A 13516-nucleotide genomic window follows, 5' to 3' on the forward strand; every position below is an offset into this window, starting at 1 on the left:
GATCATGCACTCTCCGCGAAGGCCCCGCCTTGCCAGCGGTCGGTGGGCGGGTCAAGGCGGGGGTGATCGGCTGCGCAGTCGACTGGCTGGTAGCCCAGGACGTCCCAGCCGGTACGGGGCCACCAGCTGCCGGGGTTGTCGGAGGTACCGAACACCGACAGGTAGGGCTGCGGAAGCGGCCGGGTGGCGGCGGCGTAGATGAGCGCGGCGCTGTCGCGGGGGCTGAGCCAGGTGGCGGCGTGCCGGGGCTCGATGGGCCGCGGGCGGTGGCTGCCGATGCGCAGCGCCACGACCTCCAACCCGAACTTGCGGGCGTATAGCTGGCCGAGGGCTTCAACGGCGACCTTGCTGACGGCGTAGAAGGAGTCGGGGGCGAGCTCGGCTCCTGGGGACAGCGGGTGGCCGGCGGGGTGCATGCCGACGACGTGGTGGCTGCTGGCGAGGACGACGCGCGGGACGCGGTGGCGGTGGGCGGCTTCCAGGACGTGGTGGGTGCCGGTGATGTTGTGCTGGAGCATCTCGGCGAGCGGGGCTTCCTGGCTGAGTCCTCCCAGGTGCACGACCACGCTCGCGCCCTCGGCAGCGGCGGTGACGGCCTGTTGGTCGCGCAGGTCGGCCGGGACGAACTCGGCGCCCGCCGGGACGGTGGCCGACGGGCGCAGGTCGGTCAGGCGCAGCGGGATGCCGAGGGCGGCCAGGCGCGGAGCCAGGTCGAGGCCGATGCCGCCCGCTGCGCCGGTGATGAGCCAGGTCACGGGCGGGTGCCGTGGTGCAGCATGGAGCGGACCCCGTCGTCGCTCGGCTCGTAGGCGATGCCGCGCAGGACGGCGACCGGGGCGCCACGGCCGCGCTGGCCGAGGATCAGTCCGGCGGCGGCGGCGACCATGTCGGTGAAGGTCTCTTCCTGCCGCTTCGTCTTGCCGCCAGGCTCCGTGTGTTCGGTGACGCGCAGCGGGGCGATGCCGGCGGCGCCGATGGAGATGACGGTGGCGCCGCGCCGGTCGGCCCGGCCGTCGGAGTCGGCGATCACCACGGCGACGTGAGCACCGGTGGCGGTGATGATCGCGTCGCGTAGGTGGCGGGCGGAGGCGTCCGGGTCGGCGGGCAGCAGCCACGCGCCGTCCGGGCCGTCGCGGTCGATCCCGGCGGAGGTGAGCTGGTAGCCCAGGTGGTGCCGGGCGATGATCGGGCCGCTCGGGGTGGCCAGAAAGTGCTCGTCGGACTCAGCGAGGATCAGCTCGGTGATCTCGGCGGGCTTGCCGGTGGCGGCGGACAGGGCCAGGGCCTCCGGGCCGGGTGTCACGGTGGCCAGGTCGACCCGGCGCTTCTCCGCGATGCTGACGACCTTGGAGGCGACCACGACGATGTCGCCGCCCTGGAGCTGCGCCTGCTGCTCGCGCAGCGCGGTGGTGATGAGGTCGGCGAGGTCGTCGCCTTCGGTGACGGTCGGGAAGGGCTCCACGGCGAAGGCGGAGAGCGCGGTGGTGGTCATCGGGTGCTCCGGGTGACGGTGGCCAGGTGGTCGGCCAGGTCGGCGTGGGCGATGGCGAGCTGGCGAGCGCGCTGCTCGGGGGCGGCGGCCCGGGCGGTGGTGAGCCAGGTCCGTACGCGGTCGAGGTAGTGCGGCCACAGGTAGGCGGCGGCGGTGCGGGGCGTGGCCCCGTTGATCACCATCTGCCAGGAAGCGGCTACGTGGTGTGGCCACGGGTGGGCATCGTAGCGCGCAGCGGTCGGGCCGAGGGAATCCAGCGCGGTCAGCATCTGCTGCAGGCGCTCGCCGGTCAGCGGCCGGTCGGCCACCCGGTAGTCGGCGGGCCCGGGTGCCGGCTGGGGCGCGTGGCGGGGTGCGTAGGCGAGGAGGACGGGGACGGCCTGGGCGAAGATCGTGGGCAGGTGCGGGAATGAGGGGGCGTGCAATTTGGGGGCGTCGAGCCGGACCGAGGTGATGGTGTGGCGGGCGGCGGAGGCGAGCAGGAGGAAGGCGTCGATGCCGTACCCGGCCACGGCGTCGGCGAGCTCTCGGTCCGCGCTGGGAGCGGCGCCGAGGACGTCGTCGGCCGCGGTGGCGGACAGCGCGACGTCTCCCGCCAGCGGCTGGGGGACGTCGAAGCCGGTGGTGGCGGCGATCAGCGGCCGGGCCAGGTGGACGGTGAGGTTCGCCTCGTCCCAGAACCGGGGGTAGTCGGCGATGGCCAGCCCGGCGTCGGCCCGCACCGCGTCCAGCAGCGCCCGGTAGACGGCCGGGTCCGGGTGGTGGGTGTCGGTGTCGGCCAGCAGCACCGGCCCGTCGGGGCGGACGCGGTGCAGGGCGGCGAGGACCTGGGCGCCCTTGCCGCGGGGCAGGTCGGTCAACTGCAGGGTGCGGGAGCGGGTCGCGGTGGCCGCGAACGCGGCGGCGGTGGCCGGGGTGTCGGAGGAGTCGGCGTGCACGATCAGGGCGCGGGCGTCGTCGAGGGCGGCGTCGACCGCCTTGGTGACGGTGGCGACGGTGTCCGGCTCGTTGCGGCTGGGCAGCACGGCGACACCGGGGGAGCGGGTCATCGGTTGTACTCCCTCGCGATCAGTTCGGCGGCGGCCCGCGCGCCGGCCGCCTGTAGGTAGAGGTAGGGGGTGCGCTCCAAGCGGTCCAGCAGATGGGAGCGCCAGCGGGCACAGTCCGGGGTGTCGATCGGCCAGACCGGCCCGTACGGCGTGCCGCTGACGCCGGTCAGCGGGGTGGGCAGGCCGGAGATGTAGCGGGCGAGCATCTCGTGCAGGCGCAGCCGCTCGTTCACGCTGAACGGCGTCGCGGCCAGCAGTCGCCCGGAGCCGGCCGCCGGGTGCACGCCCAGGCGCACGATCAGGGCGAGCGGCGTCGGCCGGTCGGCGAACGGGGCGAGGTCGACGATCGGCTTGGGCAGGTGGTGCAGCGCAGGGTCGGCCGGGCGCACCGCAGCGGTGGGCTTGCCGGGCAGCACGCTCAGGGTGCCGTCGGCGTCTTCGGCGAGGACGACCAGGTCGTCTCCGGCGTGCGTCCAGCCGAGTTCGCCGAGGGCGAGGGTGGTGGTGGTCTTGCCCGTGCCCTTGCTGCCGAGCAGCAGGACGGCCCGGCCGTCGGGGGCGACGGCGGCGTTGGCGTGCACGCTCACCCGGTGCTGCTGTTGGCGCAGCCGCTCCAGCGCGGTGTAGGTGACGTAGGCCAGGGTGTCGGTGCGCAGCTGCCGGGCCGGCAGGCTCAGGCGGATGGCGTGGTCGTCGGCGCTGACGGAGCAGGGGCCGGAGGTGATGTCGAGGAGGACGGGCCCGGCGGCCGGGCCGAGGTGCCAGCCGCCGGGCAGCATGCGGGCCGCCCGGGCGGCGGCCGTCGGGTCCGCGCCGTCGGGCAGGCGCAGGACGGCGGTGACGTGGCCGGTGGTCACGGCCGCCGTGGTGTTCATGCGCCTGGTGCCCGGTCGAGGTCGGCCAGCAGCCCATCGAGGGGCTCGATGCGCGGCAGGTAGCGGGCGTTCTCCACCAGGTCGTGCACCCAGTCGGTGCGGGCGAGGACGGCGCGGACCAAGTCGATGGCCTCGGGCTGGTCGGTTCCGTCGGCGGTGGTGGTCTGCAGCAGGGCGGGCTGGTCGTAGGGGGAGCCGTTGTGCCACATCAGCGCGACGCGGCACGGACCGAAGCGCATCCCGACGGCGCGGGCGGCCTCGTCGGCGAGCCAGCCGCCGACCTTCCCGACGTGGTAGGCCGGGTTCTTGCCGAAGGTAGCCTCGTTCCCGGCGCCGTGGGCCCCGCTGATCACGCCGCTGCGCGCGTTGCCGCGACCCACCATGCCGTCCTCCCCGAAGTCCACAGCGCTGCCCGAGACGGTGAAGTACTGACTCGACAGCGGCTCGGCGCGGCTGCCCTTGGTGTTGACGACGACGTCGACGGGGCCGGGCAGGCGCTTGCCGAGCTCGGCGGTCAGCGCGTCCGCCTCCGCAGTGAGGACGTCGGCGAACTCGGCCGCGCTGCCCAGGTGCCCGGCCAGCGCGGGGACGCATGAGGTCACCGAGAACTCCCCGCCGCGCCGCACCACCAGGGCCTTGATGTCGCTGCCCGCCCACGGGCAGCGCCGCCACCAAGCCTCGGTGGCCAGGGCGAGCGTCTCGGCGGTAGTACGCGGCCAGGTGCCCACCAGCAGCGCGGTGTCGTTGGAGAACGCAGTGGGGCGCTCCGGCAGGTCGGCCAGGGACCGGGGAGCGAACCAGGTCGGGAACTTGCTGCTGTCGGTGGTCTCGTGACGGATCTGCAGTTCGACCCGCTCGAAGCCGGGCAGGGCCTGCTGCAGCTGCTCGCGGGCGGCCCGCTCCAGGATCTCGCGCACTGGGATCGGCCTGCCTTCGAAGCTGGTGGAGATCCGGCCGCCGAAGACCACCCGCAGCGGCCGGTCGTAGCTGCCGCCGGTGTCGGTGAAGGCGGCCCGGCCGCCGAGGACGGCGACCTTGTCCAAGTTGTGGTGCAGCACCGCGCCGAAGGCGTCCAGGCAGTACTGGCTGTAGTGGGCCGAGGCGAGCTCGGCGATGCCGTCGGCGAGGGTGTCCGGGTGGCCGAGGCCCTTGCGCTCGACGACCTCCACCCCCTGGTCAAGCGGCAGCGGCAGCAGGGGCGAGGACGCGCTCGGCGTGGGCGTAGACATCGTGGATCGCCTCCAGGTGGCGCCGCAGGTCGGAAAGGGGGAACAGGCTGGGGTGCGCCGGGCCGCCGTGGGCGACAGCCGTCAGCGCGGTGTAGAGGTCGCGGCGCAGCTGCTGGTGGTCGGGGGCCGCGGCAAGGTCGCCGAGTCCGGCTTCGAGGTTGCGCCCCCGCACGGCGAGGGCGGTGCCGTCGGCGAGTTCGAGGTCGACGTGGTGGAGCGGGGGGCCGTCGTCGTCGACCCTGGCGTCGACCGCGATCGTCCGGCCGCCCGGCAGGGAAAGGCGGGCCGTGACGCGGTCCTCGGTGTCGGCGAAGGCCCGGTGGTGCTCGGTGCGCGCGACGGGCGGTGCAGCCAGGTTGCCGGGCATCAGCCGCAGGGCCAGCGCGAGGCCGTGGATGGCCTGCTGGTGCAGGATCCCGCCGGCGGTGCCGAAGCGGGCCCGCCAGCCCCGGTAGTACGCCCTATCCCGGCGGCAGGTCAGGCTCACCCGCGCGTGCTGGATCGACGGCGGATCGAGCAGGAGCTCCGGCAGGCCGGGTGCGAAGTGCGGCTGGAAGGCCACGTAGATCCGCTCGTCCCCCGGCAGGGCGGCCAGATCGGCCGCGTCCAGGGTGACCGGCTTCTCCACCAGCACCACCGCGCCGGTGGCCGCCGCGTCCCTGGCGGCCGTCAGCGCCACCGACGGCGGCGCGGCGACGATGACCAGCTGCGGCTGCAGCACGGTGAGCGCCGCCCGCCACCCGGCGAACAGCGGCAGCCCCCGCTCCAGCGTCAACTGCGGGTGTGGGTCGGCGACCGCCGCCACCTCCAGCCCGGGTGTGGAGCGCAGCGCCTGCAGGTGCTTGGCGCCGACTTCCCCCGCCCCCACCAGCAGCACCCTCAGCACGAGCCGCCGCCCGCCGCCCGGGCGCGCAGGAACGCCGCCCCCTCGGCCAGCGCGGCGGCCGGATCGCCCTTGACGTGCGTCTCCAGCCCGTACGGCAGCCCGGCCCGGACCTCCTCCAACGCGGTGAGCAGCTCCAGGTAGGGGACGTCACCGCTGCCGGCCGCGCAGAACTCCAACGTGCCCTCCGGCTGCGCCCGCCAGTCCTTGATGTGGACATACTCGGTGAAGGGGGCCAGCTCCTTGACGGTGGCCGCGGTGGCCTGGCCGACTTCGTGGAGGTTGCCTAGGTCCAGCCACAGGCCCAGCTCCGGGTGCTTGCCGAGGATCTCCAGGAGGGCGTCGGGCCGGAAGACCGTGCACACCGGCTCGTTCTCCAGCAGCAGCCGCACCCCGGCCTCGCGGGCTCGGTCCAGCGCGTAGGGGAGCAGCGGGTCGTCGGCGAGGGTTTCGGTGAGCGCGGGCTCGACGCGCAGGTAGGAGAAGACCCGCACCCGGGGAGCGCCGAGGATCTGTGCGACCGTCAGGGCTCGGTCGATCCAGCGCTCGCGGTCGGCAGGCGCGACCTGGGTGGGGAAGCCGAAGGAGTCGACGCGGCCGGGCGTCGCCTCGGGCCGGCACCACTTCCACAACGGGGCGGCGAGCGCGGCCACCCGCAGCCCCCGGGCGGTGGCGTCGCAGCGCAGGCCGTTGAGCCGGTCGTCGTCGGCGAGGAGCAGGTTGCGGCCCCAGGCGGTCCGCAGCTCCAGGTCGCGGATGCCCAGCGAGACGGCGAGGTCCATACCCAGGTCGGGGTTCTGACCGAGTTCGTCGGGGTTGAGCACGAGGGTGGGCTGACTCTGCATGTGATCCTCCGTCAGGATGGAAGGGCCCCTGGCGGGGCGGCCGAATTCCGCTCGGCCGCCCCGCCAGGGTGTTGCACCGGGTGCCGCTCAGCGGCCGGGGTACGGGGGCGGCGGAGGCTGCGGAGACATGGCGGAGCTCCTCTCGGTGAAGGGGTGAGGTGGGCCGAGGCGGCCCGGGCGGCCGGGCCGGCACTGGCCATCGCCTGCGAGCGAACTCCCGCTGGCGACGGCTGCCGTGTCCCTGGCCGCCCACCTAGAATCCGCCCCGCCGAACGCCCTGGACCAGTACCGTGGGGGTCGCGAACCGTCGCGGAAAAGTTACGGTGAGTAGCCATCAGGGGGGGCCATGAGCAAGGGCACCGTCAACGCGGAACTGCAGGCGTGGGTGACGGCCAGTGGGCTGTCCCACGGGGAGATCGCCCGCCGCATCACCGCACTCGCCCTGCGATCCGGACACCGGCAGGTCGCACCCGACACCACCCGCGTACGCCGCTGGCTGGACGGCGAACACCCCCGCCCGCCGGTGCCCGAACTCCTCGCCCAGGTCCTCGGCGACGAACTCGGGCACTCCCTGACGCCCAGTGACCTCGGCCTGGTTCCGACCGGCGTCGCGCTGGATACGATCCAGGTACCGCTGCTCACCGAACCCGCGGCGGCGACTCTGGCCGGATGGACCCGGATGGACCTGCTGATGCTCGACCGCCGCGAAGCCCTGACCCTCGCCGCCGGCACCACTCTGGTGGCCCTCGCCGAACACCTCCTCGGCGGCACCTCCCGCACCCTCGCCCAGTCTGCGACCGGCTTCGACGCCGACAGCACCACCGCCCTCGAGGTCGGCACCCGAATGTTCACCGACCTGGAGGCCGGACCGGGCAGCGGCATCTATCGCACCGCCATCGTCGGACTGCTCGCCGAGGTGGCCCGCCGCATCCAAGACGGCGTCCCGACCGGCCTGCGCCCCCGGGTGTTCGCCGCCACCGCCGACCTGGCTGCCCTGGCCGGGTGGGTCAGCCATGACGCCGGACGCTACGGCACCGCCCAGCGCTACTGGAGCTATGCCATACACGCCGCCGTCCAGGCCCGCATACCCGGACGCGGACCGGAGATCGTCACCCGCATGTCCCACCAGATGATCTACCTCGGGCGTTTCGACGACGCGCTGGGCCTGCTCGACGTCGCCGCCGCGAAGGCCGACCGCGACGGGCAGCCGTTGGTGCGTGCCCTCATCCAGTCCCAGACCGGCCGCGTCCACGCCGCCCTCGGCAACCCCCGGCAGTCCGCCCGTCATCTCGACCACGCCGACCAGCTGCTCGCCGACGCGGCAAGCACTCCCGCCCCCGCCTGGCTGGCGTACTTCGACGGTGCCGAGCACGCCGGCGCCCGGGCGGTCAGCGCCCGGGACCTGACCCACCAGGGCTACCGGGGGCACCCCGCCAGCCCGCATTTCGAAGCCGCTCTGCGTCTGCGGGCCCCCGGCTACCAGCGAGTGCGGGTGATGGACCGGATCGGCCTCGCCGCCGCCCTCCTGGACGAAGGTGAGCCCGAGCGGGCCGCGGCCGCCGGCCAGCAGGCACTCGACTCCGCCGGACTGGACTCCGCGCTGGTCGCCAGCCGGATGAACACCCTGCTCGCCGCCGCCGACCGCTACCGCGCCCCAGAGGTCAGCCAGCTCCGAACCCGGGCGGCCGACTTGATGTCCCGGGCTCCGCTCTCTACAGCGATGGCCGCGTAGCTGCGATGGTGAGTGATCCGTCCTTCACGATCTACATCGCCGCCTTCATCACGCTGATCCCCGCCGCAGCCGCAGCCCAGAGAGAAGTGGCCCGACGCGGCTGGCGCCGTGCCCCGCAGGCCGTCGTCGCCATCAGCATCGCGGTCATCGTGCTCTCCGTGATCCACCTGATGGTGTTCGCCTGGATCACCTACCAGTGGTTCGCCGGGCAGTGCAGCAGCACCCAGTTCTGGATGGCGGTCCTCGGTTCAATGCTCGGCGGTTTCGCCTACGCGCTGGTGCCGGAACCCAAGTGGAGACGGCGGACGGAGTAGACCGGCTCTTCCACCTCCGCCGGTCGGTTGCCTTCTGCCGTACTGGCGCAAGGCTACCGGCCACTCGACGAGCGGATCCGGGCCGGCAGCCCCTCGACCCGAGGGTCAGGAGTGCTCGATCGCCAGGTCCGCGACCCACTCCAGGGCCGTCGCCGCGTCGACGGTCTCCTCCCAACGAACCTCTCGGTTGGGGTGGGCTGCGCAGTGCAGCCGGGCGAGGAAGCCGCCTTCCGGCAGTTGCTCAAGGACGGTCGAGGGCTCGGCGGTGCATCGGCCGTGCCGCGCGGTGGCGCTGAGCCGGGCGGCGGCCAGCGCGGACAGGTGCCGGGGCGGAAGGCCGCCGGTGGTACGGCAGCCGTTGCACTCCAGCAGGTGCCGTACCGCCAGACCATGATTCCAAAAGGTCCGCCAGATACCCTTCTGTGCACGTTCGTCCTGGTTGCAACTCGCGCAGGCCGGCCCGCGGACGAAGTCGTGGCCCGCCTCGTGGCAGTGGTCCCAGACGGCGGCCTGCCGCACCCCGCACACCACGCAGAGGTAGCCGTCGGCGCGCGTCGCCCGCCGCCGCTCGCTGGTGTAGCGCACGCCCCGCATCGAACCGCCGTACAAGCGGTGCTCGCCGCCGGCACAGGCCGGACACTGGGTGATCCAGCCGTCCGCACCGGAGGACCGCCAGTCGAGGTTCTGCAGCGCCCGGCCCGCCACCGTCCGCCCGGAGAGGTCCTCCACCGCACCGCACCCCGCACACCGCTGCGCCCGCGCCAGCAGCGCCACGTGCTCGGCACGCCACCGGTCCAGCACCTCCGCCCACCGCGCGGGGATACTCCACACCCCGGCCCGGCGGCGCACCACCTCCATCACCACCACGCCGGCCACCACCAGCGGGCCACGGCCGTCGGGCTCCCGGACACCTCCGAGCAGCCGGCTGAGCTCCTTCACCGCCAGGCGCTGCACCGCGGGGTCGAGTCCGGCGTCGAGGAGGTCCGCGGCCGGCACGCGGCGGCGGACCCGGGCGGCGCGGTCAACGAGTTCACCCTGGACGGCCAGGCGCCAGTCGTCGTCGAAGCGGCAGCCCCGGTTCAGCTCCGTCCACGGCAGCCCCAGCGGGACGAGCCGGCCCGGTGCGGCTGCCACCGCCGCGAGCTCCTGCAGCGCTCGGTCGAGCAGGGCCTGGTCGACGTGCCACACCCCACCGCGCTTGACGCCGGGCAGCGCGGTGGCGCCCAGGTACATGTGGCCGGTCTCGCGGAGGAAGTTGGAGTGGAGGCCGTCGGCGGCGAAGCGCAGCGCGGGAGCGGTGAGCACGGACGCGGCCGTCGTCCGGGCGTCGGCGAGGGGTATCAGCACGGGGGCAGGGTGCCAGCACGTACTGACAACACCCCGCAGGGTAGCCGGAGCCAAAGCCAACGGGAGGCCCGTCCTCTGGTGACGGTCGTCATCGGGCCCCGCTCGACCGCTGCAGTCGGTCGGGCTGCCGTTGAAGTCGGCACCATCGCATGCCAAATTGGCATAGAGTAGAGCCGAAATGGCATGCCGATGCTGAGGGAGCGACACATGGCCAGGTACCCGGACCCGAACGCCGTGATCAGCGCGAGCTCGCTGATCAGGCGGGCCAGAACCGGCACCCCCGACCTCAGCCAGAGCGACCTGGCCGCCGCCGCGGGGATCGGGCAGACGGCCCTCAACCGCTACGAGCTCGGCAAGCGCGAGCCCACCTTCGCGGACCTGCAGAACATCGTCGGCAACAGCGACTACCGACTGGAGGTCTACCTGCGTCCGGAGCCGCGCCACCAGAGCTCCATCGAGACGCTGCTCAGCTACAACGCGGAGCGCTTCACTGTGGCGGACCAGGACCTGGCACGGCTGCTCCCGCCTCACCTCGCTCCGGAGAAACTCCAGGACCGGCCCTCCGAGCAGGACGGCCCTCGCCTGTCGGACGCGCTTCTGCACTACTACGAGATCCAGGACCTCCTGCGGGACACGCGCCGCGTGGAGGAGCGCCTCCAGCGGACCTTCGAGCAGTTCGGCAACGCGCGCGACATCGAACTGATCCACCAGATGCTCCAGGTCGGCATCGGTGCCGGCCAGGCCGCCACCACGCTCGCCCGGGCCATCGACACCGGCGCCACCGCCGGACCTGCGGGCCGCAGGAAGACGGATCCACAGGACGAGCCGCGCCTCACCCGGACCGTGTGGGCCCACATCGCGTGCTGCCTTCGAGCGGAGGAAGCGATCCTCCGCGACCGCGTAGAGCGCCTGCACCAGGCCCTCACCGCCGCCGACCACCGCGACCAAGCCGCCACCCGCCTCCGCGAAGCCGAAGCCCTCGCCCGCACCGACAACCGGACCAGCGATGACCCCCACGTCGAACGCGCCCGCGCCGAGCTCGACGCGGCCACCCGCCGCTGCGCCGCCCTCAGCCGCAACGGCGGGACCGCCGACGTCGGTCGGGCCGGCGAGCGCTACCTCGCCGTCGAACTCGCCGAACTCGCCGACCGGGCCAGCGCGCTGTTCTCCGCGCTCGCCGCCGATCCGGCGTTCGCCCAGTGGCGCAGCGAGTACGCCGCCTTGGACCCGCTCTACGACCAGTGGCTGGACGGGCCGCTGTCTGCTGCGCTGACGCCGCCGCGGCTCTACACGGACACGAACGCCTTCTACGAGGCCAACCCGCCCCTGGCTGCGCCGTGGAAGACCGAACTGGAATGGGGCGCAGCCGCGCGGTCTCCCTTCGGCAGCGACGAGCGCCGCGCCGTCGACCATCTCGACCGGGAGTGGCAAATCACCATCGTCGGCCCCACCAGCAACGATCCGCGAGAGTGGCCGAAGCCGGAGGCGGTGGTCGTGGCCACCTACTGCCCGGACCTGTCGGCCGACGACGAAAGGTCCGCCCTCTACGTCCTGGCCGAGAACCTGCACGGGGCCCAAGCCGCCAACCTCATCCAGACGGCCCCGAACCCGGCATCGCTCACCGGCATCGCGGCCAGGCTCACTGCCCGGTCCTCGCCACGGGGATGACCCGATGAACAGCCGGTTCCCCAACGCCTCGGCCGGTGCGGTCCGCTCCTTCGGGCAGTCCCCGGCCGGGCCGGCCGCCGTGCCACAGACCCGCCTGGCCGGCCGGCTGCTGGCCACGCGCGCCACCGGCACCGGCTGCGGCTACGGGACAGGGGCGTAGGCGCGCGCCTGGGTGGTCCACATCGCCGCGTACTCCCCGCCGGCGGCCAACAGTTCGTCGTGCCCGCCCTCCTCCAGGATGCGGCCGTGGTCGAGTACCACGATGCGGTCCGCGTGCTGGGTCGAGCCCAGGCGGTGCGTAATCAGGATGACGGTCCGTCCGGCGGCGAGCTCGCGGATACGGTCGTAGGCGGCCTGCTCCGCCCGTGGGTCGAGCGCGCTGGTCGGTTCGTCGCAGATCAGCACCGGCGCGTTGCGAGCGTAGGCGCGGGCGGCGGCAATCCGCTGCCACTGCCCCCCGGAGAGGTCCCGGCCGCCGGACTGCGAGGGCCGGATGTGGGTCTCCAGGCCGTCCGGCAGCGAGTCAATGACCTCGGTGGCACCCGCGGCACGGGCTGCGGCGAGAACAGCCCCGTCGCCCTGGTCGCCCTGGCCCAGGGTGATGTTCTCCCGGAGGGTGGCCTGCCAGCGGGCGATGTCCTGGGGCAGCATCGCCACGCGGGAGAACAGCTCGTCCGGATCGGTGGCGGTCAGGTCGGTACCGTCCCAGGTCACGGTGCCGCTGGCAGGCGCGTAGAGACCGGCGAGGACCTTGGCCAGGGTCGACTTCCCGGCGCCGTTGTGGCCGACGATCGCCAGGACCTCCCCGCGGCGGACGGTCAGGGAGATGTCGGTCAGCACCGGGGCGGCTGCTCCCTCGTACGCGAAGGTGACCCGGTCGGCGCGGATGACGGCGGGGTTCACCGGAACCGGGGCGGGGGCGGCCGGAAGGGCGGTGCGGGCCTTCGCGTCCGTGAGGAAATCTGCCCAGTCGCCCAGGTAGAGACCCATCCGGTAGGAGGTGGTCAGCCCGGTGGCCAGGCCGTTCAGCAGCGCCCGGCTGGTCTGGACGGCGATCAGCGCGGTGGCCGCGTCCGCGGTCGGAATGCGGCCGTGGACGGTCAGCCACAGCAGCGCCCCGTACACCCCGAGCGCGGCGGCGCCGGCCAGGGCGTCGCCGCCGAGCTGGCGCAGCGCGTTGTCCGTGCCGATGCGCGCGGTGTGGTCCTCCAGGCGGCGGCTGACGGCCCGGTACTGGCCGAGCAGCCACGGGCGCATGGTGGCGGCGCGCACGTCGAGGGCGGTGCTGCGGCCGGAGGCGAGGTACATGAGGATGTGGCGGGTGCGGCGGTCGCCGACGGCGTGCCGGTCGGCGCGGTGGGCGGCTTGGGCGGCGTGCGCGGCGGCCCAGGCCCTGGGCAGGACGGCCAGCAGCAGCAGGGGCAGCAGCAGCGGGTCCAGGCCGGTCAGGATGCCGCCGGCCGCGGTGATGCCGAGGACCGCACCGATTACGGCGGTGAGGGATTCGAGCATGAGGTGCGCGTCCTTGGCGGCCCGGTTGGCTGCCTCGCCGTGGTCGCACCAGGCGGGGTTGTCGTAGGCGGCGAGGGGGACGCGGGTGGCGGCTTCCAGGTAGGCGAGTTCGGCGCGGCTGTCGACGGCCGGCCCGAGGCGGGCGGCCTGGGCGAGGGTGGCGGCGGAGGCCAGGGAGCGTGCGGCGGCAACGGCGACCAGGGCCAGCAGGGTGGCCTCTGCCCGGCCGAGCCGCTCCAGCGGGGCGCCCGCCGCGAACAGGACCGCGAACGCGGCGCGGGTGAGGTGGAGGCCGACGGCGGTCAGCGCCCCGGCGGCGAGCTGGAGCCCGAGCAGGCGCAGCAGCGCGGTGCGATCGGCCTGCCAGGCCAGGCCCAGGGCGATGCGGGCCAGGCGGGGCAGGGTGCGGGCCATGGTGAGCAGGCCGTCGGCGCGGTCTTCGTGCCGCTCGCTGCCGAGCTGCCAGGCGGGGAGCGGACCGGGTGCCGTGCGCCGGCGGCGCAGCCGGAGCCCGATCCGCTCCAGAACAGGGGTGCGGGGGGCCGGGGTTCGGAGCTGTGTGTCTGTCAC

General features: G+C 73.9%; 13 protein-coding genes. 4 read left to right on the forward strand and 9 right to left on the reverse strand.

Annotation, left to right across the window (positions count from 1 at the left end; genetic code table 11):
- Nucleotides 1-2: 2 nt before the first annotated feature.
- From IF30_RS0114880 to IF30_RS0114910, 7 genes are read right to left on the reverse strand one after another with little or no spacing between them, the layout of a single operon-like run.
- Nucleotides 3-755, reverse strand: coding sequence for an NAD-dependent epimerase/dehydratase family protein (locus tag IF30_RS0114880; protein WP_030237476.1), 753 nt, complete (start codon nt 753-755; stop codon nt 3-5).
- Nucleotides 752-1492, reverse strand: a complete 741-nt coding sequence (locus IF30_RS0114885; RefSeq protein WP_030237479.1) for a coenzyme F420-0:L-glutamate ligase — start codon at nt 1490-1492, stop codon at nt 752-754. The genes IF30_RS0114880 and IF30_RS0114885 overlap by 4 nt, the downstream gene beginning before the upstream one ends.
- Entirely contained in the window at nt 1489-2541 is a 1053-nt protein-coding gene (locus IF30_RS0114890; protein WP_051710311.1) for a glycosyltransferase, read from the reverse strand. The genes IF30_RS0114885 and IF30_RS0114890 overlap by 4 nt, the downstream gene beginning before the upstream one ends.
- On the reverse strand, nt 2538-3416 hold the full coding sequence (locus IF30_RS0114895) for a hypothetical protein (RefSeq protein ID WP_030237484.1): 879 nt from the start codon (nt 3414-3416) through the stop codon (nt 2538-2540). The genes IF30_RS0114890 and IF30_RS0114895 overlap by 4 nt, the downstream gene beginning before the upstream one ends.
- Complete coding sequence (locus IF30_RS0114900) at nt 3413-4645, reverse strand: methionine adenosyltransferase (RefSeq protein ID WP_030237487.1); 1233 nt, start codon at nt 4643-4645, stop codon at nt 3413-3415. Before IF30_RS0114900 ends, IF30_RS0114895 begins: the two co-directional genes overlap by 4 nt.
- A complete protein-coding gene (locus tag IF30_RS0114905) occupies nt 4593-5513 on the reverse strand; it encodes a Gfo/Idh/MocA family oxidoreductase (protein WP_234322703.1) in 921 nt (306 codons plus the stop codon). Before IF30_RS0114905 ends, IF30_RS0114900 begins: the two co-directional genes overlap by 53 nt.
- An 11-nt stretch (nt 5514-5524) precedes the next feature.
- The gene (locus tag IF30_RS0114910) at nt 5525-6373 is read right to left on the reverse strand and encodes a sugar phosphate isomerase/epimerase family protein (protein WP_030237492.1); all 849 of its coding nucleotides are present in this window, start codon (nt 6371-6373) and stop codon (nt 5525-5527) included.
- A gap of 346 nt (nt 6374-6719) precedes the next feature.
- On the opposite strand from IF30_RS0114910, the gene IF30_RS0114915 reads away from it, so the two are divergent.
- Both IF30_RS0114915 and IF30_RS0114920 read left to right on the forward strand, forming a co-directional pair.
- Complete coding sequence (locus tag IF30_RS0114915) at nt 6720-8105, forward strand: hypothetical protein (protein WP_030237495.1); 1386 nt, start codon at nt 6720-6722, stop codon at nt 8103-8105.
- A 5-nt stretch (nt 8106-8110) separates the two neighbouring features.
- Nucleotides 8111-8419 carry a hypothetical protein gene (locus tag IF30_RS0114920; protein ID WP_030237496.1) on the forward strand — a complete coding sequence of 103 codons (309 nt, stop codon included), beginning with the start codon at nt 8111-8113 and terminating at the stop codon, nt 8417-8419.
- Between the two features lie 105 nt (nt 8420-8524).
- Here IF30_RS0114920 and IF30_RS49295 read toward each other — a convergent pair whose 3' ends face one another.
- Entirely contained in the window at nt 8525-9766 is a 1242-nt protein-coding gene (locus IF30_RS49295) for an endonuclease domain-containing protein (protein ID WP_030237499.1), read from the reverse strand.
- Nucleotides 9767-9973: 207 nt separating this feature from the next.
- Between IF30_RS49295 and IF30_RS43590 the strand changes: the two genes are divergently transcribed.
- Nucleotides 9974-11434 (forward strand): helix-turn-helix domain-containing protein, encoded by a 1461-nt coding sequence (locus IF30_RS43590; protein WP_030237502.1) that lies wholly within the window; start codon nt 9974-9976, stop codon nt 11432-11434.
- 4 nt (nt 11435-11438) lie between these two features.
- On the forward strand, nt 11439-11594 hold the full coding sequence (locus IF30_RS47810) for a hypothetical protein (protein ID WP_158835072.1): 156 nt from the start codon (nt 11439-11441) through the stop codon (nt 11592-11594).
- Here the strand turns inward: IF30_RS47810 and IF30_RS50210 are convergent.
- Nucleotides 11576-13516, reverse strand: coding sequence for an ATP-binding cassette domain-containing protein (locus IF30_RS50210; RefSeq protein ID WP_051710314.1), 1941 nt, complete (start codon nt 13514-13516; stop codon nt 11576-11578). The genes IF30_RS47810 and IF30_RS50210 overlap by 19 nt on opposite strands.

The organism is Streptomyces sp. NRRL S-350 (genome assembly GCF_000719705.1).
Classification (GTDB): domain Bacteria; phylum Actinomycetota; class Actinomycetes; order Streptomycetales; family Streptomycetaceae; genus Kitasatospora.